Below are 21,946 nucleotides of genomic sequence, written 5' to 3' on the forward strand. Positions count from 1 at the left end.
TCAAGACCATCCCGGCGCATGGGTTTGGGGTTACTGGCTGTGTGGTCATGAAAGACGGCCGTTTAAGGCTCATTTGACACGTCCTGGTTTTGCTTGCCTGACACATAAACCAGTGTCGCGGCGGACCGCAATAAGCCCGCACGACTGTCGATTTCGGTAAAGCGGGCCCGCGCCAGATCTTTTTGCGCCGATAACAGTTCGATTACCGTCGAAAAGCCGTGTGTATAGGATTCCTGGGTGGCGGCGTAGGACTCTTCGGCGGCTTTCAACAGCGCCAAGGCAAACTCGCGTTTTTCCAGCGCGGTTTTGGTGTCGGCGTAAGCTTTCCAGATGTCGCGCATGATTTCCAGACGCAAGGCCTCCAACTGGGCTTGGGATGCCGACCTTTTGGCCTCGGCTTCCCGCACCGCATTGCTGCGTTCAAAACCGTCGAACAATGTCCATTCCACATTCAACATGGCCGTATCGACCATGGCGTTGGCGGAATAATTCTCTCCGCCGCTCGGTTTGGTCTGCACGTCACCCCAGTATTGATTGCCGACCATGCCGCGTAGCGATATTTTCGGCCAGAATTCCGCTCTGGCTTTTTTAACCTCCGCTTCGCGGGCGCGCAATTCGGCGAGGCGCGCCAGCAAATCGGGTCGTTGTTCCAAGGCCTGATCGACGATTTTTTCCACCGATTGCGCCAGTTCGGCGGGTAAGGGCAGCTGGCTCAGGTCAACCAGATGCAGGCTATATGCCGGCGAAATACCCAAATTATTGGTCAAATCGGCGCGTGCCTGAGTCACCGAGCCACGCGCATCTTGCAAGTCATAACTGGATTTTGCCTGCTCTTGCAAGGCCAGCAACAAGTCGGGCTTGGTGGCTAGGCCTTGTTTGAGTTTAGCTTGCACCGAGTCGGCGTTGGTCTTGGCCGACTCGAACGTTTGCTGCGCCGCCGTCACCTTGGCCAAGGCGGCCTGATAGGCAAAAAAACTGCTGGCCACCCGATAGGCAATTTCCTGGTGTTTACGGTCGAAGGCAAAATTAGCCGCGGTCAGACGCTCCGTACCGGCATCGACCAGTGCCTCCCGGCGCCCGAAATCGAATAAGGTCCATGCCAAATCCAAACTGGCGAACGCCGCGTAACCGTTGCTGACCAGCGCGCTGCCGGGGATGGGAAAGCTGCTGGTAAAATGTTGGCCGAATGCCATTGCCGTTAGCGTTGGATACCAGGTACTGCGATTTCTTTCCAGGCGCGCGGCAGCGGCTTTTGCTTCCTCCCAGCTAATCCGGGTTTCCGGATGGGTGCGTAAAGCCAAATCCACCAAGGCCGGTAAATCGTAGGTTTGTTGGATATCGATTCCGGCGTCCACAGCGCTGGGACTGGATGTATCAGGTGCTGGCGGCCGGTTTTGGGCTTGATAAGCGCGCCAAGACACAGCCGACTGGGCGGGGACTGGCGGAGTGTTTTCTGCATGCGGTAGCGGCGTCGGCACGCTGCAGGCTGTCAACACTGTCAATGTTGCAGTCGCCGCGCTGCGATAGCTTGGCGCTAAGTAAGCCGATAGTGCCGAATTGGAAACGAATTTTTTCAAGCGTTTATTGGGTTGTCGAATCACTCTAATTTGGAAAAAATCCTCTGGTCATTGCTGTATTGTTTAAACCCGACTCTATCATTTATTTGGGGCCGGCGAGAAACAGTTCATTGATGCAGTTAAGTTTTATAAAGTCGTCGCACGTCAAATTTCGGTTTTTTGATCCCTCGCCCAACCCCGGCCGGCGGGGAGAGAGAGGATCTGCCGAAATTTGCTGTGCGAAGGGGCTGTCAGGTCTTGAGATCACGACAAAGCCGGTATTTTGCCGATAGGAGCTACCGTTTCAGTGGTCGGTCTGGGCGATTTGCCGTTGTCGCAGTGCCGTTTTGCCGGCTGGGCTGCCTTGGGTGGTGCGATCTTGCGGCCCTGCATCAGCTCGTCGATCTGATATTTGTCCAGCGTCTCCCAATCCAGCAAGGCTTGCGCCATATTGTGCAGAATATCCATATGCGTTTTCAGGATGGCTTCGGCGCGTCTGTAGTTATTCGCCAGGGTTTGTCTGATTTCATGATCGATCAGGCGGGCCATTTGCTCGGACATCGGTTTGGTTGAACCCATAAATCCGCTGTCGTTGTCGCCGCAATCCATGGGACCCAGGCGATCAGATAAGCCCCACTTGGTCACCATATTCCGGGCCAATTGAGTAGCACGCTGAATGTCGTTTGAGGCGCCGGTGGTGACTTTGTTTTTGCCGTAAATTAAGGCCTCGGCAATCCGACCGCCGAACAGGCTGGAAATTTGGCCCTCCAGTTTATCTTTGCAGGCACTGTATTGGTCGTGTTCCGGCAGAAACATGGTAATGCCCAGCGCGCCGCCGCGCGGCATGATACTGACTTTGTAAACCGGGTCGTGCTCAGGCATCAAACGGCCGACGATGGCGTGGCCGGCTTCATGGTAGGCCGTCATCAGCAAATCCTCGCGACTCATGATCATGGTGCGTTTCTCGGCACCCATGATGGCTTTGTCGCGGGCGCTGTCCAGGTTGTGCATCGTCACTTCCCGTTGGTTGTTACGGGCAGCGAACAAGGCGCCTTCGTTAATCAGATTGGCCAGTTCGGCGCCAGAAAAACCCGGTGTGCCGCGCGCCAGGTCGGTGATATTCACATCGTCCGCCAAGGGAACGCGGGTGGCGTGGACTTTGAGAATTTGTTCGCGGCCTTTGATGTCGGGCAAGCCGATTTGCACTTGGCGATCAAAACGGCCCGGCCTCAGCAAAGCTTTGTCCAGCACATCGACCCGGTTGGTCGCGGCGATGACGATAATCCCTTCGTTGCCGCTGAAGCCGTCCATTTCCACTAATAACTGGTTAAGAGTTTGTTCGCGTTCTTCGCCGCCGCCGATATTACCGCCGCTACTGCGCTGGCGACCGACGGCGTCGATTTCATCGATAAAGATAATGCAGGGCGCGCGCTTTTTAGCTTGCTCAAACATATCTCTTACCCGGGAGGCGCCGACACCGACGAACATTTCCACGAAGTCGGAACCCGAGATGGAAAAGAACGGTACGCCAGCCTCGCCGGCAATCGCTCGAGCCAGTAGGGTTTTACCGGTACCGGGAGGGCCCACCATCAACACGCCGCGCGGAATTTTGCCCCCCAAAGCTTCGTATTTGCCCGGATCTTTCAGGAAATCGACCATTTCAGCCACGTCCTGTTTGGCTTCCTCGGCGCCGGCCACATCATTGAATCGTATCTTAACTTGATCTTCAGTCATCAATTTGGCCCGACTTTTACCAAAGCCGTTTTGCGCGCCGGCACCCTGTTGCTGCTTACGCATGAAATAGATCAATACCCCGATCAGCAGCAAAGTGGGGGCCCAAGAGAATAACAGTTGCGTCAGGGTGGATTGCGTCTCAGGCCGCTCGACTTTGATCTTGACGTCATATTCCAAAAGATCGTCTATGATCCGCGCATCACCAGGGTTGTAAGTGGCAAAGCGGGTGCCGTTATGGCGGCGGCCGTCGATGGATCTGCCGTCGATCACTACTTCGGCAACGGATTTGCTGCGCACATCCTTAATGAAATCGGAATAGGAAATGTCGTTTTGCGAATTGTAGGAAGACAGCCTGGGATTGAATACCGCGAACATCACGATAGCAATGCCAACGGTTATGGATAGAGCGATGAAGAGCTTTTTCATGATTGCGATCTCCTGTTTAGGATGCAAGGTTCAAGTGATACGCTTCGGCAAGACTTGGGTTGGAGCACGGACGTTTGCCGCATCGAACCAGGCGAGAATATAGAACCCTGGTTCGACATAAAAAAATCAGCAACTTTTGCGCCATTAATTCGATATAAAAAAGACCCGCATCACCGCTTCGCCAGCTGGCGAACAAGTTAACTGTCACGTTTGTCTTTTCGGAGGTAAGAAAACGCTTGGTCCATAGGTCCAAGGCCGACGCACGCGCATCAAATGCGCCGGCGTTATCCGCAATGCGGGTCGTAAATGGCAGTCTTTACATACAGCTTGAGCCCTACAATGCTCTAGCCTGTGTCCAATTTGTACACAAAACGCCCCGATTTTGTGCGCCGCTCGGCCCTTTGAGGCGTGGCTCAACCGGCGGTTTTACGCGGCTTAATGGCTGGAAATATAAAGAGTGTGCATTTCCTCGTAGCGACTTAAAGCGTCTTTCAAGGATTCGCCGGCCAATTGCAAATCGCCGCCGCGGGCTGCTTTCCATGCGGTATTCAGGCGTTTACCGGCATGCTGGCGTTTGACTTCGAGATCGTTGTTCTCGATGTCTTTTTGCTGTTGCTTGGCATGGCTGACCAGTTCGGCTACCGTTTCCTTGTCCGCCCCGTTTTCTACTGCGGAGATGGACGCTTTGACTTTGGAAATGGTGCTTTCCAGAGCGGCTCTTACTTCTTCGTGGCTAAAAGTCGCCGCGGAGACCGGAAAACTCAGCGCGCTGATAAGGGGGATTGCGATAGAGAAAGTTATGAATTTTTTGCATGACATCATGATGTTAGCCTCGGTAAACCAGAAAAAAAATCGATAGCGGCTTGCGCCTCGGCACTTCAGGATCAAAACGAACTTATGTTTCGAGAGCTTCGTTTCAATTGATAGTGTGGGTAAAGTCTATCAGACTATGGTTCTGATTAGAACTTAATTTGTTTTCATAAGAACTATATGTGTGCTTTTCGTCACACTTTTTATTGCCCCGGATCTTAAATATTGTTCGGATTGAGTGTGTCGAAGGACGCGCGGCATAAGGCTTCGAAGCGCTCAGTCCGAACGGTGTACCCGTGTGAAATAGGGCCGGGTTTATAATTGAGTATGCATAAGCGTGCCAGCCGTAAAGGGCGCGCTGGCGTTTGCTTGATTGAATTGAACACCTGCAATGTGCGGTTTTATTGGTAAGCTAAGGGCATAACTATTCTTATAACCACGCCTCGGAGAAAATAATGATCACGCTATTAAAAATTGCCGCCGCCACTTTGTTGAGTTTGAGCGGCACTGCGGCACATGCCTACGGCAGCAGCCAGAGTTCTCAGCACTGCGATAAACCGGTGTTTTCGGAGTTTCAGCCGGCAACCAATAAATATTTGCAATCGTTCAGCGAGTTTTCGTTGATGGCTTCCGCGAACACCACACCGACATCGGTGGTGGTTAACGTGAGTGCCGGCGAAACCAAATACCATTTCACCTCAAAGCAACTGCAAATCACCCAACAACCTAGCGGCCGCTTGGAGATAAAGGGCAAAGTGGATAGACCTATAGAAGGTGGATTTGCGCGCTTGAGTATTACCGCCCACAGCAAACCCGGTTGTGAAAAAACCGACGGCTATCTGATTCGCATTCATTAATCGCTAATTAATTCGGCCGTCAAACATCGTCGCTCCCGCGCAGGCGGGAGTCCCATTCTTCATGCGGCCGCCGCAATTTCCAAGGTTAGGAATAATCTACACCGGGCATTCAGAGCCTTCCCTTGCGGAATGCTGTAATCACCAAAATCAACGAACAACGCGCATCCGGCAAGACTTGGTATCTGGTCTATAGTTGCGATTGACCGGCATATCCAGTGCTGGGACGTTAGATGCGCTCAGTGTGGCGCCTCATTCCGGTATCGCCACGAGTCGGACGGCCAGTTTTATCCCGCTTGCTGCGCGGTAATTTTCGGAACGACCGGATAGCGTTGACCGCAGTTCAAGCGATTAAAAGGGTGATAACAATGACTAAAAAGCCTGGGTTTTATCTGTTTCCGATGTTGTTTTTCACATCCGCTGCCGCCGCTGATTACAAAGCCGACATCGGCTATCAAGCCTTGCTCACGCAATTAGGTGCAAACACGCCGACCGGCGCTGGTGTCAATGTGGTTCACGCCGAAGCGTCATTAGTCGAATCGCGGGATCACTCGGATTACCCCATCTATGCGCCGAATATTCGTAACACCCAATTCGCCGGTAAGACGTTCAGTTTTCCGGGAAAAAAAGCCAGTACCGCACCATCGGGACATGCTGACAGCGTCGGTGCCAGATTTTACGGTAAGGATTCCATTGCCAACGGCATCGGCAACATTGCCAGTTATGATGCCAACGCCTGGATCGATAGTCTGATTAGTCCAACGGCCTTGGCTCCCTTCAACGCCAGTCGGATTGCCAACCATAGCTGGGTCGGCAAAGGCGACACCGTTCCGGAAACGGCGATGATTTTGCGTTTGGTTGATCGACAGGTGCAGCGCAACCAATTCATCCAAGTGGTTGGTATGCACAATAGCCTCAGCGACTCGCCGCTGTTGGGCAGCACTTACAATGCAATTGCGGTAGGGCGCACGGACGGTAGGCAGGATAGAGGATCCGATGCGGTCGACTCGTTATATATATCGGGGCGGACGCGCCCCGATTTAGTGGCGCCGCAAACCACCACTAGCGGAGCCACACCCATAGTAGCCGCTGCTGCCGCGTTATTAGTTGAGACCGGCCACAAGGGTGGGGCTAATTTATCGCAGGGATCGATTAATATTGAGGGCGTGGGAACCGTTTACAACGCTGAACGCGCCGAAACCGTTAAAGCTGCGTTGCTGGCGGGTGCCGACAGAGCGACGCAGAATACTGCAACCACGGACAACATCGTCGACTATCGCCGCAGCGGGCATCAAACACTGAACGGCCTGGACGATAGATTCGGTGCCGGCCAACTGAATATTTTGCATAGTTACCAAATCATCGCCGGTGGCGAACAAGATAGCCTGGAAGATGGCGGTGCTGCAAACGGCATCGGCTTGGCTGGATTTGATGTCGATACGGCGTTCGGCGGCTTGGCTAGTAATAGTTTGGCGACATACAAATTCGCCGCCGCGACGGCTTTGAATTTGCAGGCGTCTTTGGTTTGGAACCTTGGGGTATCGAACGATCTGAATCTAACAACCACTTTATACGATCTGAATCTGGAGTTATTCGACGCCACGGCGCAAAACATCGCCGCTTTCTCGGCGAGCAGCGCCGACAACAGCGAGAACCTGTGGCTTAGATTGGTCACCGGTCATGACTACGAATTGCGGGTCAAATCCGGCGAAGCCAGTCCGTTCAGTTGGGATTATGCGTTGGCCTGGTATATGAGCCCGCTGCAATCGGCACCGGTGCCTTTGCCGGGGGCGTTTTCCCTGTTTCTTTCCGTACTCGGCGGGTTTGGCTGGCTGGTGCGCGGGAAACGGAGAAATACCGAAGTTTTCTGATTGAAGGAACCTCTGCCCAAGCAGTTTTCATCAGCGGCTGCGCACCCTCTCTTCAGCTTATTCAGTAGACCCTTAAAATACCGGGTTCCGCTATTCCCGCGTTGGCCGGAGCGACGATATTTGAGGGCCGGGTTAATAAGCGGCTTCAGTTAAACCAAAAAATCCGTCATGCCTATGCAGATACCCAAAGGGCATAAATTGTGGCAAATAACTTTGTGCGTAAGTTATTTCACGGAAAATTCACCGCGCATTAATACTGGTCATCTACGTATCTTTCTGTATTTAAACAAAAATGTTTTGTGGTCTGAATATTGTATAGGGATCGCCGTGCTTAGCCATAGGCGTGGAAACGGCTAACACGATGAAGGACTTCCGATAATTCATACTCGTTTCTATAGGCGACTTAGCAAACTAAGTACGCCGCGGCCTACCTGCTTTCAAAGACGAGGGAACGGCGAATTTTTAGAGGCTCCTAAAATCAAGATCCCTACGCGCTTTAACTTCAATCAACATAAAGGTTGTAATCGTGAATAAACTAATAAAATCAATCGGTGTCGCCGGATTGGCGGGGTGTGCGCTCTTTGCCGAGGCCCAAGCAAATACACTGCAAGTGTCAGGCACCATTTATAAAGTAAGCGGCGGTACTACTTACGACACTTGGAAAATCAATATGCTGAGTGGAGGTACATTCAAAGTTGATGTGTTGGCTTATGAGGCTACGCAAAAGCAAACATCCACCGCCGGTTACCAGGAAGTAGACCTGAACAACGACGGTGAAATTACATTTCTGGATCCGGATACTTATATCTACCGCGATGACGGCTTGCTGGATGCCGGCGATATGTTGGCGCGTTGCGACGATTCCGACGGCAATCACTGCCCCGATAGCAGCAATCAGCCGATTTTGACTAACACCGACGGTTCGGCGGACGGTTCGCTTTTCTTGCGCGATCCGGCATTTAACGTAACCTTGCAGGCCGGCAATTATTTGTATCTGGTGGCCGATTACACCTTATCGACCAGTGAAGCCGTCGCGGGTATCAATACTAACGATAACTTGACCTTACCGACCGGGCTTCCCGCCCGCGATCATGGCGACTATCGGCTCACCTTGAGCTCCGATACCCTGAATTTTTCTCTGGCTGGCAATACCATCACCGTCTCGCAAGTGCCGGTTCCCGGCGCCGTTTGGTTATTCGGCAGTGCGCTGGCCGGATTGGCGGCGGTAGGGCGGCGTAAGATAGTTGCGGTTTGACCTTGGTTAACAGCGGGAAGCTTCGGCTTCCCGCTATTTTACGGTCTGGTATCGCACCAAAACTAGCGAACTCCTTACTCGCTGATGTTCCGAAATTTCCCTGAAAGCCTTTGTTTACGGCAAGCCTAGCCATGCGTTGGTTAGGTCTGTATTTGGATTTTTATATCTCAATATAAGATATTTAATTCTAATTATATCGTTTTTGTTGGTTATCGGCTTTGCGTAGCATAAGCCCCGTGGTCAACCAACATTCAGCTTGCCGCAAGCAGATCGATAACTTTTTTCAGGAGCACCCATGAGATTCACCCATACCTTCAAGCCCTTACTCTTCGGCATCGCCCTGGCCCTCAGCGGCAATGCGCTGGCCGAACGCACCCTGCTGAACGTGTCATACGACCCGACCCGCGAGTTGTATAAAGAATATAACCAACTGTTTACCCAATACTGGAAAACCAAAACCGGCGAAGACGTCAGTGTCCAGCAATCCCACGGCGGCGGCGGCAAGCAAACCCGCGCCGTGATCGACGGCCTGGAAGCCGACGTGGTGACCTTGGCCCTGTCCGGCGACATCGATCAAATCCACGAGAAAGCCAATCTGTTGCCTAAAGATTGGCAAAGCAAATTGCCCAACAATAGCCTGCCTTACACCTCGACTATCGTGTTCCTGGTGCGCAAGGGCAATCCCAAAACCATTAAAAATTGGGACGATCTGATCAAAGACGGCGTCTCCGTCGTCACCCCCAACCCGAAAACCTCCGGCGGTGCCCGCTACAACTACTTGGCGGCCTGGGCGTTCGCGGAAAAGAAAAACGGCAGCAAGGACGCCGCCAAGGCTTTCGTGGAGAAACTGTTTAAAAACGTACCGGTATTGGATTCTGGTGCGCGCGGCTCCACCACTACTTTTGCCGAACGCGAAATCGGCGATGTGTTAATTACCTGGGAAAACGAAGCGTATTTGGTGCTCAAAGAATTCGGCGCCGATAAATTCGAAGTCGTCACCCCGCCGTTCAGTATCCTGGCCGAACCGCCGGTCGCGGTGATCGAAGCAGTGGCGAAAAAGAATGGTAACCAGGATCTGGCGATCGAATACCTGAAATATCTCTACACCAAAGAAGCCCAAGAGATTATCGCCAAAAATTTCTACCGGCCCACCGACAAAGACATCGCAGCTAAATACGCCAAACAATTCCCGACCTTGGAACTAGTCAGCGTAGGCCAATTGGGTGGCTGGGGTTTGATTCAAAAAGAACACTTCGACGATAACGGCGTGTTTGACAAAATTTACGGGCGCTAAGAAGGTTTAGGCAGAGGAGGGTGTAGCCATGGTGGAAAATACCATCGAATTGCTCCGTGACGATTTGGAACGGGCCTTGTATCTGGATTTGGACGAATTCAAACTGGAAATCGAGCAACAGGAAGTACTGAGCCGGTTTATCGGCCTGAAATTGCGCAGCGAGTTTCAACCGATATTCGATGCCGGCAAATCCCAGGGACTGCTTGGCTACGAAGCCTTGCTGCGCACCTCCACCGGCTTGGAAGCCGTGGGTCCGGATTTTGCGTTCAGTTGGGCGGACAACCAGGGCAAATTGGTGAAGCTGGATAGGGTGGCTAGAACCCTGCACATGCTGAATTATCTGAATCTGCCGGCGGACAAAGGCTTGTTGTTTTTAAACGTGCACCCCAAATTGCTGGTTAGCGTGAATACGCACGGCAAGGTGTTCGAGCACATTTTGCATCTGCATTCGGTGCCGACCACCAGGGTGGTGCTGGAGATCATGGAAAACGCGGTGGAAGCCGATCAACAGTTGCTGGAAGCGGTGGACAATTACCGCGACCGCGGCTTCCAGGTGGCTATCGATAACTTCGGCAGCCGGCATTCCAATCTGGACCGCTTGTGGCGCTTATCGCCCAGCTTTGTGAAATTGGATTTAAGCATCATCCATCAGGCGCAAACCGATGCCAAGATCCGCCGGGTGTTGCCGAAATTAATCGAAATCATCCAGGCTCTGGGCGCGCAAGCGATTATCGAAGGCATTGAAAACGAGGTGCAACTGGATATTGCCTTGGATGCCGGCGGTAAATTGCTGCAAGGTTATTTCCTGGGCCGGCCTGCTGCGGCTGGGTATTGGCAAAAACCCAGGCTGGCGGCGCAAGAGAATCTGTTAATGCCCGGTGCGCCGATGCATTTCGGCAGTTTCAGCGTCCCGGCTCAGCACGGTATGTAGTGTGTAGCGACTGCAAGATAGTTTGATGGTTTACCGAAAACTCGGTGAGATGTGCTCTCCTGTGGCAATCCTGCTAACCCCGCCTTCTCGGCGGGGGCTTTTTTGAGGTTGGGTCAGGGCTGAAAACCTTGCGATTTAGTATCCGTAACTCAAATTGCTGATTTTTTTCAACTCCCCATCTTCAAACTCCAGCAACTGCTGAAACTTGCGTGGCCCGAAGTTGTAAATCCATTCTTCGATCAGCACCTCTTCAAATTGATCTACCTCCAACGCGCCGTAGGGATGCCGTAAGCGGCTGCCGCGGATTGCGCGGCGCTGTTCGACCGAATCCGGTTCCCCGCATTTGTCCAAGACTTCGGCTTTATAATCACCCACCTGGACCAGTTTATGTCCACAGCGCAGCGCAAGCGCATCGCCGGCAAATACCAGCATGCCCAATCCCAACAAAATGCCTCTGATTGGCGAACGGGTCATTAAGGGCTTACCGTATAACTTTGCGAGTAGCTACCGCCTTTATTGCAAACGTTTCGGCTGGTGGGCGATTCACAGGATACATCGGTAAATTCGGCTTTTAACTCGCCGGCCTTATCCGGCACAAAGTAGAAGCGGAAATTAGGGTCGGCGCTAATCGCAATATCGATTTTGGCGTTAAGCACGGGCTTGTCGTTAAAAGTCACTTTTAGTTGATCGATAAAGTGCGATTTTCGGATGAATCGGGTCATTTGATCCATCTGCATGCCCGTAAGGTTGGGATGGCTGATCATCAATTGCGTCAAAGCCGGTTGGCCGCTTTGAATACCGTCGTCAAGCCGAAACTTAACTTTGCCTAGCCGCTTCATGGCTTCATCCAGGTCCGCACCAATCGGCGCAGAGCAACCGCCGCTGGCTTTGACAAATTTTTTGGTCATGCTGAACTTGCCGTCATTGGTTTCGGCAACCGCGCGAATGTCGCTATAGGTATTGACGCGCACTCGCAAAGCCAGATCGGCTTTACCGCTCTCCGGAAAGAACTCGAATTCACCAACAAATGGAAACGGATTTTTATCGACAAACAGCCAGATTTTTTTGATGTATTTGTCTTTGCTTTGTGCAAATTTGCTGGTGACTTTAACCGGTACAATCGCCGGATCTTCCGCCCGATAAGGCGCATCCAATTCGATAACCGCATTGGATTCGTCGATATTTTTACCGGCGAAAAACTGGCTTTTCAAAACCGTGTTCCAGGTAATGTCATCGCCTTCCGCAGCAGCGGTCGCGGGCAAAATCATTAAAGCCAGCAGATAAATAAGGTTGTAAGGTTTATGCATGCTTTTACTCTCCTCTGTTTAATCTTCCCATTCCAGCTCGGCAAAGGCGATAGTCACGTTTTTGCGGTGGAATTGTTCAAATAGCTGCCAATTTTTTTTAGCAGGCAAGCCGACGGTATTCACGGCCTGCTCGAGGGTTTTGCCCTGTTTGATCATAGCCCTTACTTCGGTAGCCAGACTGTTCAAATAGGCTTTTTGCGGCTGCAGACTTGCCGGCCAATCTTTAACTAAAAGACCGTGACCGGGGACGACCAGTTTGTAGTGATTTTTCTCCAAGCGCTCCATCTCAGACAACCAGCCTTTGATGCTGCCGTCTATCACCGGGATATGCTCTAAAAACAACAGATCCGCTAGCCACATAGTATCGGTGGTCTTGTCGTAGACGCTTAAATCGTTATCGGTATGCGCACTGGGATGGGCGGTCAGCAGCAGTTCACGATTACCGATGTTCAGGGTCATGCTGTCATTCACCTCTATATCGGGCGGAATAATGTTGTCGTGATTGACGTGAATATCCAGCAATTCCGCTGCGCGACCGAGATAATGGTCGCCGCGCGTGGCCATGGCTCGCGCCAGCTTATAATGGCCGACAAACTGGACGCCCGGTTCCTTGAAAGCGATATTGCCGTAGATATGGTCGGGATGCACATGGGTGTTGATCACATAGCAAACCGGTTTGGTGGTCACTTGCTTGATGGTATTTCGCAACGCGGCACCCTGCTGTGGACTGCCGCCGCTATCGATCACCGCTACGCAGCGCTCACCAACAATAAAGCCGATATTGGCAATCTCGCCGTGATTATCTCGATCCGGCCAATGATGTGCTGAGATATGCAGATAGATGCCCGGCGCCACTTGGCTGAAAGACAGCGGCGGCAGAGCCATACTGCTGTAACTAGTCAATAGACCCACTAATAACAACACAAACTTCATCCAATCGACTCCTATGCGGCGATACGTTTGAAAAACTCAGTTTCGGCGATAATATCTTGGTTATTTTCCACCCTATCCAGATAGACCAATCCCAATAGATGATCGAACTCGTGTTGGAAGACGCGGGCTGGAAAATCCTGCAAGGCCAAGCGGTGGGTTTCACCTTGCCGATCTTGATATTGCACTTCGATAGCCCGGTAACGCGGCACTAGCGCCCGGATACCCGGCACGCTTAAACAGCCTTCCCAGTCTTTATGCAATGAGTTATCGACAATCTTAAAACTTGGATTGACCATCAGAATCGGCGGCATTTCCGGAGCATGGGGATAACGGGCTGTCGGCCGGGAAGCGATGATCAAAATTTGCCGGGAAGCACCCAACTGCGGGGCGGCTATGCCGACACCATTAGCCTCCAGCATAGTCTCATGCAGGGTTTCAATCAGTTTATGGAACTCCGGGCAGGCAAAGTCGTCAACAGGCTGCGCCTGCTGCCGCAATACCTCGGCTCCCAGTTGGGCAATCGGTGTTTTCGAAGTCATGGTTGTGCCGGATAGCGTATAGGCAGGTTGCGGAAATAAGTCGTTTCGGGCGAGAGTATACTGCCGATTGGCGTAATCTTCCTGCCTTTACTTTACAAGGCTTTTTTGTGATATTAACAACAGGCCAGTTGCCGGAAATGCAGGGCTCCGGTTGCAAACCGCTTATTAGAACAATTCGTTTTTTCCACAGGAGATAGTATGAAGAAAATCAACAAAACCCCGTTCGCCATTGCAATCGGCGCATCTCTGCTGCCAACGCTGGCGGGCAATTTTGCTCAAGCTGACAGCAATCCGTTTGCGTTGTCTGAGTTAAGCTCAGGCTATATGCTGACTGCCGAAGCCAAACCTGAAGCCGGTGCCGATAAAATGAAGGACGGTTCTTGCGGCGAAGGCAAATGCGGTGCGTCCATGATGAAAAAAAGCACTGATAGCAAAGCCGCTACCGAAGGCAAGTGTGCTGGTAACAAACCGGCTGCTCCAGCCGCCGACAAAGCCGCTGACGGCAAAAAAATGGAAGGAAACTGCGGCGCTAATATGAAATAAGTGCCGATGACGCCGGCTTTATTGAGATTGCAAAGCCGGCGTTTTTATAAGCTAAACCGAAAAACTCTCCCCGCAACCGCAAGTCCCTTTTACATTGGGGTTGTTGAATTTAAAGGCCTCGTTAAAACCTTCCTTGGCATAATCCAGCTCAATGCCGCTCAATTTATCCAAATCAGCCTGTTTTACTAGCACTTTTACGTCGTGTTGATCGAATACCACCTCATCGGCTTCGGCCTGATCGGCATAATCCAACACGTAGGCATAGCCGGAGCATCCGGAAGTTTTTACGCCCAATCTCAAGCCTAAGCCTGTGCCGCGCTTTTGTAACTGTTTTTGGATTTGCCGGGCGGCACTTTCGGTCACGGTAATAGCCATTACTCATTCTCCTAATTAATTTGCTATCAATGTTTTTAACACATCGACGAATTGATCGATTTCGGTTTCTTGGTTGTCTTTACCCAAACTGACGCGGATAGCCGATTTAGCCAAAGAGGCTTCCACGCCCATAGCCGTCAATACCGGGCTGATTTCGCCGGACGATGCTGAACAGGCGGAGCCGCTGGAAACCGCGATATTGCGCTGATCCAACTGCATTAATAACATTTCGCCGCTAATGCCGGAAATACCAAACTGCATGGTATTCGGTAATCTTGGGGCGTGTTCGGCAAAGATCACCAAGCCCGGAATGGTGCGTAGAGCTTGTTCCAAATGCATTCTCAGCGCCAGCGTACGAGCTTGTCTTGCGTCTATTTCTGTCTTAGCCAACTCGGCTGCTTTGCCAAAACCCACTATTGCCGCGACATTTTCTGTTCCGGCCCGCCAGCCATACTGCTGATCGCCACCGCGTAGCCAAGGCTTTAGAACAAAATCTTCTGCCACGACCAACGCCCCGCAGCCTTTTGGACCGTATATTTTGTGGCTGGATAAACTCATCAATTTAACGCCCAGCTTTTTGAACGAAAATGAGATTTTACCCAAGGCCTGGACGGCGTCGGTATGCAGGTTGACACCTCGCTCAGCCAAACGTTCGGCGATGGCTGCAAGGTCTTGAACAACGCCGGTTTCATTATTCGCTAACATCACCGAGGCCATGTCGCCGGCTTGCCAATTTGCTTTGTCCAGCGCGAGTAAGGGCATTCTTCCAGCGCCATCCACCTCAAGCGTTTGCAAGTCGCGAAAACACTGCCGGAAGTATGCGGCGTTTTCGAATATGGAGGGGTGTTCGATTGCAGAAATTGCTAGTCCGCAGTCACGGGCGTTGGCTAGTGCCAAGGCATTTGCTTCAGTCCCGCCACTGGTAAATACAATCTGCGCTCCTGATGCATCTATCAGCCCCGATATTTGCTCCCTGGCGGTGTCGATGGCGCTACGGGCTATGCGGCCAATCTTATACAAACTGGACGGATTGCCGTACATGCCATGCAAATAAGGCAACATGGCTTCCACCACTCGCTCGTCACAACGGGTGGTGGCGTTATGATCCAGATAGATCATTACGCGATGCGTTTTTCCTGCCGAGGTTGCATTTCGATGACATGTTCGACTTGTTTGCTCTGTCTTTTTGCCACGTCACTGACAAAATCGCGCTCCAGTAATTGTCCAAGACTAATTTCTTTTAAGTAAGCGCGAATTTGCTCGCTCAAGCCCATCCACAAATCGTGGGTCAGGCAAGGCTCATCGTTGTGGCAATTGGCCTTGCCACCGCATTTGGTCGAATCGACAGGTTCGTCGACTGCTTCGATAATGTCGGCAATATTAATTTCCCGGGCGCTACGACTAAGTGTGTAACCGCCGCCGGGCCCTCTAACGCCTTTCACCATGCCGGCCTTGCGTAAACGAGCAAACAATTGTTCAAGATAAGACAAGGAGATGGTCTGCCGAGTCGCAATGTCAGTCAAAGTAACCGGGTTGGCTTGACTGTGAAAAGCCAAATCCAGCATCGCGGTGACCGCGTAACGCCCTTTTGTGGTAAGCCGCATTTCAAACCCCTTACAAACTAATGAAAATAATGCTGACTATAAATAAACCCAGTAATTTGGTCAAGTATTTACCGTGGACTAACCTCTCACATCCTAATTTGCGAGTTACACCATTATCCAAATCGTTTTTTTGCCACGAGTTGGTAGCTGTAGGGCATAAAGTCATCTTGCTGGCCGAGGCTGCTAATTGCTTTAGCAAGCAAGTTGATGAATAAAATGATGATGGGTGCCAATATAGAAAAAATTAGGGCTGGTTTTTTTTGAGCGATCCATCCGAATACAACTTTAGTAATGGCGATATTCGTCAGCAACGCAGCTGTTTCAATTGGCAGGCCTTGAGCATTACAACACTCAATATCCAAACCATGTTTATCCGCAAGTTCGGCAAAACCATGGCGAGTTAATCGCGAATAATCCCTGGGTTCATCGTGTAAAGGATACAAGAACGGTATTTGAACTATCAAACTGCCACCAGGCCGTAACACTCTACTGATTTCACAAAGAGCATCTTCGGCGGAGGGTAAGTGCTCCAACACGTCTAACAGCAGTGCCACATCGATTGTCGAAGTTTGTATTGGTAAATGACAAGCATCACCGAAAACATCTGGTACCGAGCTATACCAATCAGTAGCTGTCTCGAAATAGTCCAGACCTATGTAGTGGCAATTTTTTGGTAATAACTGACGAGGCCATTTGTTAAAGCAGCCTATGTCTAGTACGGTCTTGTCGTTACCAATTGATTTTAAATGCTCGGCAGTTTTATTTATGCCTTGCGTAAACAACCACTGCGGGTGAAAAGGCGTGTTGGCCAGTGGCTTGAGGAGGTTTTTCAACGCTCTGATATTCATTTTGCAGACCTTTTTTTGCTTTCTGAAGACTGCCCAAGAGAAATGCCCAAGCCATCTATAAGTTATTGTTTGTCCTTAATTTCACAATCATCCAAAGCCGACATGGCTTGGCGATGGAAATTAATGCCGGCATCGTTCAATACCTGTTGCATATCGGCTATTTGTTTATCGAGTTGATGGATATGGTCAAGCATCAGATTGATAGCGTTAGCGATAGGATCCGGCATATCACCCGTGGCGCCGTATGCGTCGAAACCCATTTTCTGTGCCATTGCATCGCGCCGGGCTTTTTCTTGTTTGGCTTTTGGGTCGACGATATGTGCGGGAATCCCAACTACCGTCACCCCCATGGGCACCGATTTTACTACTACCGAATTCGAACCGACTCTCGCGCCATCGCCGACCTCAATCGGTCCCAGCACCTTGGCCCCAGCCCCTATTACCACGCCATTGCCCAGGGTCGGGTGGCGCTTACCCTTGTTCCAACTGGTGCCGCCCAAGGTCACGCCATGGTATAGCGTGCAATCGTCCCCAATCACGGCAGTTTCACCGATCACCACCCCCATGCCATGGTCGATAAAGAACCGCCGGCCGATTTGCGCGCCGGGATGAATTTCGATACCGGTTAGCCACCGGCCCAAGAACGATACATAACGACCGGCCCACCTAAAGCCACGCAACCATAACCAGTGGCTGCAACGGTGAATCAGTACGGCGTGAAAGCCGGGGTAGGTGGTTATCACTTCAAAAGCCGACTGCGCGGCCGGGTCCCGGGCAAATACGCAGTTAATATCTTCTTTGAGTCTGGCCAGCATGGGGTTATTTGGCGTTGTGATTTTGTGAGAAGCGCAGTATGCCCCTCAGGATATCCAACTCCTTGGTATCGAGTTGGGTCCGATTAAAGATGCGCCGCAAACGACGCATGATAGATTTAGAGCGCTCCGGGTGCAGAAAACCAATATCCGCCATGGTTTGATGGAGATGCACATAAAACGCTTCCATCTGTTCGGCTGTCGCCAGAGGTTCTTCGCCAATATCGCCCACCGTGCTGAGCATTTCCTGGCCGGATGCGACGAATAACTCGTAGCATACAACTTGTACTGCCGCCGCTAAGTTCAGCGAGCTATATTCTGTGTTGCACGGAATCCGCAACAAATAGTGGCATAAGTCCAATTCATGGTTTTTTAAACCGGAGTTTTCCCGGCCGAACACCAAGGCGATATTTTGCTCCGGTGATGTAACTACCCATTTTTCGGCAGTTTGCCTGGCAGTCAAGCTTGGCCAGCTGATGGTTCTATCGCGTGCGCTGGAGCCCAATACTACCTGGCAATCGGCAATAGCATCTTGTAAAGAACCGAAGACAGTTGCAGATCTAAGCACATCGTCGGCCCCGGACGCTCTGGCCGTGGCATCGGCATGCGGAAAGCTTTTTGGAGACACCAAGCGCAGTTGGTCCATCTGCATATTTTTCATGGCTCTAGCCACCGCACCGATGTTGCCGGGATGGGAAGTCTCCACTAAAACCACTTTAAAATGTGATAGCAATGCCCGGCCTCTGCGGCTAAAAAAGCAGCGATTCTAGCAAAATTTGCTATCCTATCCGAGTTTTCTAACTGCTCATTTTCAATTCGATCTATGCATCCGATGCTTAATATTGCCGTCCGCGCAGCGCGGAACGCCGGCGACCTAATCCAACGCTCTTCACAAAATATCGAGAAACTCACTATCGATCAAAAAAGCCGTAATGACTACGCCTCCGAGGTTGACCGGGCCGCCGAGCAGGAAATTATCAAAGTCATTCGCGCCGCGTTTCCCGACCATGGCATTCTCGCCGAAGAAAGCGGCGAACACAAAGGTAACGACTACACCTGGATAATTGACCCTTTGGATGGCACCACTAATTTTTTACACGGCTTTCCACAATATGCCGTGTCTATAGCGCTAAAAAACAAAAATAAACTAGAGTTGGGTGTGATTTACGACCCTAGCCGCGACGAACTCTTCACTGCCGAACGTGGCGGCGGCGCTATGTTGAACAATCGTAAAATCCGGGTCACCAAACAAAGCAGTATGCGCGGCGCCCTGATTGGCACGGGTTTTCCATTTAAAACCATGGAAAATATCGAACCCTATTTGGGCATGTTTAAAGCCGTTTGTGCCGACTCAGCAGGTATCCGCCGCGCCGGAGCCGCCGCACTGGACATGGCTTATGTGGCCTGCGGTCGTCTGGATGCGTACTGGGAAATCGGCGTGAAGGAATGGGATATTGCCGCCGGCGTATTGCTGGTGCAGGAAGCTGGTGGTGTCGCCACAGATTTTTCCTTTAACGACAAATACTTACAGTCCGGCAACATCATTGTTGGCAACCCTAAGATGCATCAATTGATGTACCACGCCATCGAGCCGCATGTGCCGGCGCGCTTAAAATAATGCGCAATTCGGCATTTAGCCTAAAATTGTTATCGTCTTGCCTTTTCTTTTATACTTACCGGCTAATCAAATTATAAGAGGCCATCATGGAAAAACCCTTTATCCTGCACATGCTGACTACAGCCAAGAACTTAAGCCCGTTCGACGTCAATATGGCGATGGACGCAGGCTGGATTTCAGCAATCCCCTACATCAATGTTGAACCCAGCGAAGTCAGGGGCTTGGTCCAAGATGCTATTTTTTCGCGCAGCCCGAAAGGTCTGTTGCGCACCGCCATCTTTATCGGTGGCCGGGAGACCAAGCAAGCAATGGATATGTTGAAAATGGCCAAGAATTCCATGGTCCCGCCTTTCGAAGTATCGGTATTCGCCGATCCTAGCGGTGCATTCACTACGGCAGCCGGTATGGTCGCAGCAGTTGAAAAAGAACTGGCTGAAAAATTCGACACCACCTTGGAAGGTAAAAACGTGATCGCCCTGGGCGGTACCGGTCCGGTCGGTCAAGCGGCTGCGGTGATTGCAGCTCAAGCAGGCGCTAAAGTCAGAATTATCGGCAGGCAACTCGATAAAGCCGAGCGCACCGCAGAGCTATGCAGCGAAGAATTTGGCGACGGCAAAATTACGGTGCTGGCAGGCGCCGACGCCGATAAGGCCGAATACATGAAAACCGCCGATGTGGTTTTTGCAACGGGTGCGGCCGGCATTGAATTGCTCAGCACAGAATTAATCTCCCAAGCTGCGCAATTGAAAGTAGCCGCTGATGTCAATGCGGTGCCGCCGGCCGGCATTGCCGGTGTGGATGCGTTCGATAACGGCAAACCGTTAGCCGGATCCACCAGCGGTGCGGTAGGTATAGGCGCGCTAGCGATAGGCAACATCAAATACCAAGCGCAAAGTCGTTTGCTGAAAAGAATGCTGGAAAGCGATCAACCGCTATTCTTACATTTCGAACACGCTTTTGAAGTCGCTCGCGAATTCATCAAATCGTCTAAGTAATTAGCTAAGCTCCCCAAAGTCTGCCTATCACAGAGGGTAAGGTAAAAATGGCAAAACGCAGCATACTTCACATGTTCGACCCGATGCCAAACAACAGTCCGTTTGACATTAACATGGCACTCGACGCAGGCTTTGATGTGCTGATGCCGTATTCCAACGTCAAATTGGAGACCATTCACAATTTGACCCAAGATGCGATTTTTTCGCGTAGTCCGTCGGCCAGTAAGAAAACCGCTATCTTTATCGGCGGCAGGGATATGGGCATGGCTATTGACATGCTGCAAGCCACCAAGCCGGCCATGGTGCCGCCGTTTGAGGTTTCAGTATTTGCCGATCCGAGCGGTGCTTGCACCACCGCAGCAGCTTTGGTGGCGTGCGTGGAAAAGGCGCTTAAACAACATCATGGTAAGGAATTGAAGGGCAGTAAAGCGGTAGTGTTCGGCGGCACCGGTCCGGTCGGCATCGCCACCGGCGTGATAGCGTCGTTGCAAGGCGCGGAAACAATCTTGGTGGATCATCTATCAATAGATTCCGCAAAAGACGCGGCCAAACAATATAACCGGCGTTTTGGTGCCACCATGAGTGGCGGAGTTGCCCGCAATGACGAAGAAAAAGCCGCGTTAATAGCCGATGCAGACTTAGTATTCTGCACGGCAAAGGCCGGTATTCGAGTTATCAATGCGGCCGTTCTGGCGCAAGCCAAGCAGTTGAAAGTAGCCGGTGATGTCAATGCCGTACCGCCTTCCGGTATAGAAGGCGTAGAGTTAAATGATTTATCAGCACCATTAAGCTTGGCGAATCAAGCGACAAATGCGGTCGGTGTCGGTGCGCTGGCGATAGGTAATGTCAAATATCAGTTGCAACATGAATTGTTGAAAATGATGCTGGAAGCGGAAAAACCGGTCTTTCTGGATTTTCGGGAAGCCTTTACCAAAGCCCGCACCTTGGTCTGACTACTCTAGGGATGTGTGGCAAACAGCCTCGCATCCCTGTTTTTTAAAGGGCATCAAGATAATTAAATTTGACTGCCAATCTGGTCAACTCCACATCGTTCTTTATATTCAATTTGCGATACAAGCGATAGCGGTAGGTGTTGATGGTCTTGTCGCTCAGTTGCAAAGCCTCCGACATTTCCTGAATGCTCCTGCCACGCAAAATCAGACGTACTACTTCAGCCTCACGCTGGGAAAGCTGTAAAAAAGGCGAGACATCCGCGCCAGGCAAAAACTGAAAAGCCAAATTACTGGCCACGTCCTGGCACAAATAGCGCTTACCGGAAATTACCGATTTAATTGCCGCCACCATTTCGCTGACCGGCGAAGCCTTGGATACAAAGCCGACCACACCTAGTTTCAGCAACTGTTGCGGTATGGGGCCGTCGTTATGCACCGACAAGGCGATGATTTTAATCGATGGCTGCGATTGCAGTATGCGCCGGCACGCTTCAAACCCGCCTATGCCGGGCATATTAATGTCCATCAAAATGACATCGGGCGGCTCTTGTTCGACAATCCGCAAAGCCTCCTCGCCACAATTACAGACGGCGACCACCACAATATCCTTTTCAGCTGCCAACAAAGCTTCTATACCGCTTCTGACAAGCTCATGATCATCAACCAGCAATACTTTAATCATAACTTC

The 21,946-nt window shown here is 51.3% G+C and carries 23 protein-coding genes; 9 read left to right on the plus strand and 14 right to left on the minus strand.

The window, feature by feature from the left end; genetic code table 11:
* Positions 1 to 62: 62 nt before the first annotated feature.
* The 3 genes from ACR02O_RS09425 to ACR02O_RS09435 form a co-directional block, all read right to left on the minus strand.
* Positions 63 to 1,577 (minus strand): TolC family protein, encoded by a 1,515-nt coding sequence (locus ACR02O_RS09425; RefSeq protein ID WP_240348017.1) that lies wholly within the window; start codon positions 1,575 to 1,577, stop codon positions 63 to 65.
* Positions 1,578 to 1,820: 243 nt separating this feature from the next.
* The gene (gene ftsH, locus ACR02O_RS09430) at positions 1,821 to 3,716 is read right to left on the minus strand and encodes an ATP-dependent zinc metalloprotease FtsH (RefSeq protein ID WP_458136994.1); all 1,896 of its coding nucleotides are present in this window, start codon (positions 3,714 to 3,716) and stop codon (positions 1,821 to 1,823) included.
* 435 nt (positions 3,717 to 4,151) lie between these two features.
* The gene (locus tag ACR02O_RS09435; RefSeq protein ID WP_458136995.1) at positions 4,152 to 4,538 is read right to left on the minus strand and encodes a hypothetical protein; all 387 of its coding nucleotides are present in this window, start codon (positions 4,536 to 4,538) and stop codon (positions 4,152 to 4,154) included.
* A 443-nt stretch (positions 4,539 to 4,981) separates the two neighbouring features.
* Between ACR02O_RS09435 and ACR02O_RS09440 the strand changes: the two genes are divergently transcribed.
* From ACR02O_RS09440 to ACR02O_RS09460, 5 genes are all read left to right on the plus strand, one after another.
* Positions 4,982 to 5,383: a hypothetical protein gene (locus tag ACR02O_RS09440; protein WP_026603983.1), complete on the plus strand. Its 402-nt coding sequence runs from the start codon at positions 4,982 to 4,984 to the stop codon at positions 5,381 to 5,383.
* A 365-nt stretch (positions 5,384 to 5,748) separates the two neighbouring features.
* Positions 5,749 to 7,251: a hypothetical protein gene (locus ACR02O_RS09445; RefSeq protein WP_458136996.1), complete on the plus strand. Its 1,503-nt coding sequence runs from the start codon at positions 5,749 to 5,751 to the stop codon at positions 7,249 to 7,251.
* Positions 7,252 to 7,777: 526 nt separating this feature from the next.
* Complete coding sequence (locus ACR02O_RS09450) at positions 7,778 to 8,506, plus strand: VPLPA-CTERM sorting domain-containing protein (protein ID WP_458136997.1); 729 nt, start codon at positions 7,778 to 7,780, stop codon at positions 8,504 to 8,506.
* Between the two features lie 295 nt (positions 8,507 to 8,801).
* The gene (locus tag ACR02O_RS09455) at positions 8,802 to 9,800 is read left to right on the plus strand and encodes a sulfate ABC transporter substrate-binding protein (protein ID WP_458136998.1); all 999 of its coding nucleotides are present in this window, start codon (positions 8,802 to 8,804) and stop codon (positions 9,798 to 9,800) included.
* Positions 9,801 to 9,828: 28 nt separating this feature from the next.
* Positions 9,829 to 10,731: an EAL domain-containing protein gene (locus ACR02O_RS09460; RefSeq protein ID WP_458136999.1), complete on the plus strand. Its 903-nt coding sequence runs from the start codon at positions 9,829 to 9,831 to the stop codon at positions 10,729 to 10,731.
* 135 nt (positions 10,732 to 10,866) lie between these two features.
* Here ACR02O_RS09460 and ACR02O_RS09465 read toward each other — a convergent pair whose 3' ends face one another.
* From ACR02O_RS09465 to def, 4 genes are read right to left on the minus strand one after another with little or no spacing between them, the layout of a single operon-like run.
* Entirely contained in the window at positions 10,867 to 11,205 is a 339-nt protein-coding gene (locus ACR02O_RS09465; protein WP_101055009.1) for a DUF2845 domain-containing protein, read from the minus strand.
* Positions 11,205 to 12,038: a quinoprotein dehydrogenase-associated SoxYZ-like carrier gene (locus ACR02O_RS09470; protein ID WP_458137000.1), complete on the minus strand. Its 834-nt coding sequence runs from the start codon at positions 12,036 to 12,038 to the stop codon at positions 11,205 to 11,207. The genes ACR02O_RS09465 and ACR02O_RS09470 overlap by 1 nt, the downstream gene beginning before the upstream one ends.
* An 18-nt stretch (positions 12,039 to 12,056) precedes the next feature.
* Complete coding sequence (locus tag ACR02O_RS09475) at positions 12,057 to 12,971, minus strand: quinoprotein relay system zinc metallohydrolase 2 (protein WP_101055011.1); 915 nt, start codon at positions 12,969 to 12,971, stop codon at positions 12,057 to 12,059.
* 11 nt (positions 12,972 to 12,982) lie between these two features.
* Positions 12,983 to 13,510 carry a peptide deformylase gene (def, locus tag ACR02O_RS09480; RefSeq protein ID WP_458137001.1) on the minus strand — a complete coding sequence of 176 codons (528 nt, stop codon included), beginning with the start codon at positions 13,508 to 13,510 and terminating at the stop codon, positions 12,983 to 12,985.
* Between the two features lie 198 nt (positions 13,511 to 13,708).
* On the opposite strand from def, the gene ACR02O_RS09485 reads away from it, so the two are divergent.
* On the plus strand, positions 13,709 to 14,053 hold the full coding sequence (locus ACR02O_RS09485; RefSeq protein ID WP_101055015.1) for an HvfA family oxazolone/thioamide-modified RiPP metallophore: 345 nt from the start codon (positions 13,709 to 13,711) through the stop codon (positions 14,051 to 14,053).
* 51 nt (positions 14,054 to 14,104) lie between these two features.
* Here the strand turns inward: ACR02O_RS09485 and ACR02O_RS09490 are convergent, their stop codons facing one another.
* The 6 genes from ACR02O_RS09490 to ACR02O_RS09515 form a co-directional block, all read right to left on the minus strand.
* Positions 14,105 to 14,428 carry a HesB/IscA family protein gene (locus ACR02O_RS09490; RefSeq protein WP_033155458.1) on the minus strand — a complete coding sequence of 108 codons (324 nt, stop codon included), beginning with the start codon at positions 14,426 to 14,428 and terminating at the stop codon, positions 14,105 to 14,107.
* A gap of 15 nt (positions 14,429 to 14,443) precedes the next feature.
* Positions 14,444 to 15,547 (minus strand): cysteine desulfurase family protein, encoded by a 1,104-nt coding sequence (locus ACR02O_RS09495; RefSeq protein WP_458137002.1) that lies wholly within the window; start codon positions 15,545 to 15,547, stop codon positions 14,444 to 14,446.
* The gene (gene iscR / locus ACR02O_RS09500) at positions 15,547 to 16,032 is read right to left on the minus strand and encodes a Fe-S cluster assembly transcriptional regulator IscR (RefSeq protein WP_033155456.1); all 486 of its coding nucleotides are present in this window, start codon (positions 16,030 to 16,032) and stop codon (positions 15,547 to 15,549) included. Before iscR ends, ACR02O_RS09495 begins: the two co-directional genes overlap by 1 nt.
* 113 nt (positions 16,033 to 16,145) lie before the next feature.
* Positions 16,146 to 16,880 (minus strand): class I SAM-dependent methyltransferase, encoded by a 735-nt coding sequence (locus ACR02O_RS09505; RefSeq protein WP_458137003.1) that lies wholly within the window; start codon positions 16,878 to 16,880, stop codon positions 16,146 to 16,148.
* Between the two features lie 62 nt (positions 16,881 to 16,942).
* On the minus strand, positions 16,943 to 17,695 hold the full coding sequence (cysE, locus tag ACR02O_RS09510; RefSeq protein WP_494523264.1) for a serine O-acetyltransferase: 753 nt from the start codon (positions 17,693 to 17,695) through the stop codon (positions 16,943 to 16,945).
* Positions 17,696 to 17,699: 4 nt separating this feature from the next.
* Entirely contained in the window at positions 17,700 to 18,425 is a 726-nt protein-coding gene (locus ACR02O_RS09515; RefSeq protein ID WP_494523265.1) for an RNA methyltransferase, read from the minus strand.
* Between the two features lie 90 nt (positions 18,426 to 18,515).
* On the opposite strand from ACR02O_RS09515, the gene ACR02O_RS09520 reads away from it, so the two are divergent.
* The 3 genes from ACR02O_RS09520 to ACR02O_RS09530 all read left to right on the plus strand — a co-directional run bounded on the left by ACR02O_RS09520 (position 18,516) and on the right by ACR02O_RS09530 (position 21,258).
* Positions 18,516 to 19,310 (plus strand): inositol monophosphatase family protein, encoded by a 795-nt coding sequence (locus tag ACR02O_RS09520; protein WP_033155453.1) that lies wholly within the window; start codon positions 18,516 to 18,518, stop codon positions 19,308 to 19,310.
* Between the two features lie 86 nt (positions 19,311 to 19,396).
* Positions 19,397 to 20,305: an NAD(P)-dependent methylenetetrahydromethanopterin dehydrogenase gene (locus ACR02O_RS09525; RefSeq protein WP_101055021.1), complete on the plus strand. Its 909-nt coding sequence runs from the start codon at positions 19,397 to 19,399 to the stop codon at positions 20,303 to 20,305.
* A 47-nt stretch (positions 20,306 to 20,352) separates the two neighbouring features.
* A complete protein-coding gene (locus ACR02O_RS09530; protein ID WP_101055023.1) occupies positions 20,353 to 21,258 on the plus strand; it encodes an NAD(P)-dependent methylenetetrahydromethanopterin dehydrogenase in 906 nt (301 codons plus the stop codon).
* A 43-nt stretch (positions 21,259 to 21,301) separates the two neighbouring features.
* Here ACR02O_RS09530 and ACR02O_RS09535 read toward each other — a convergent pair whose 3' ends face one another.
* Entirely contained in the window at positions 21,302 to 21,940 is a 639-nt protein-coding gene (locus tag ACR02O_RS09535) for a response regulator (RefSeq protein ID WP_033155451.1), read from the minus strand.
* Positions 21,941 to 21,946: the final 6 nt, after the last annotated feature.

This window comes from Methylomonas sp. PHL2-19 (genome assembly GCF_059331595.1).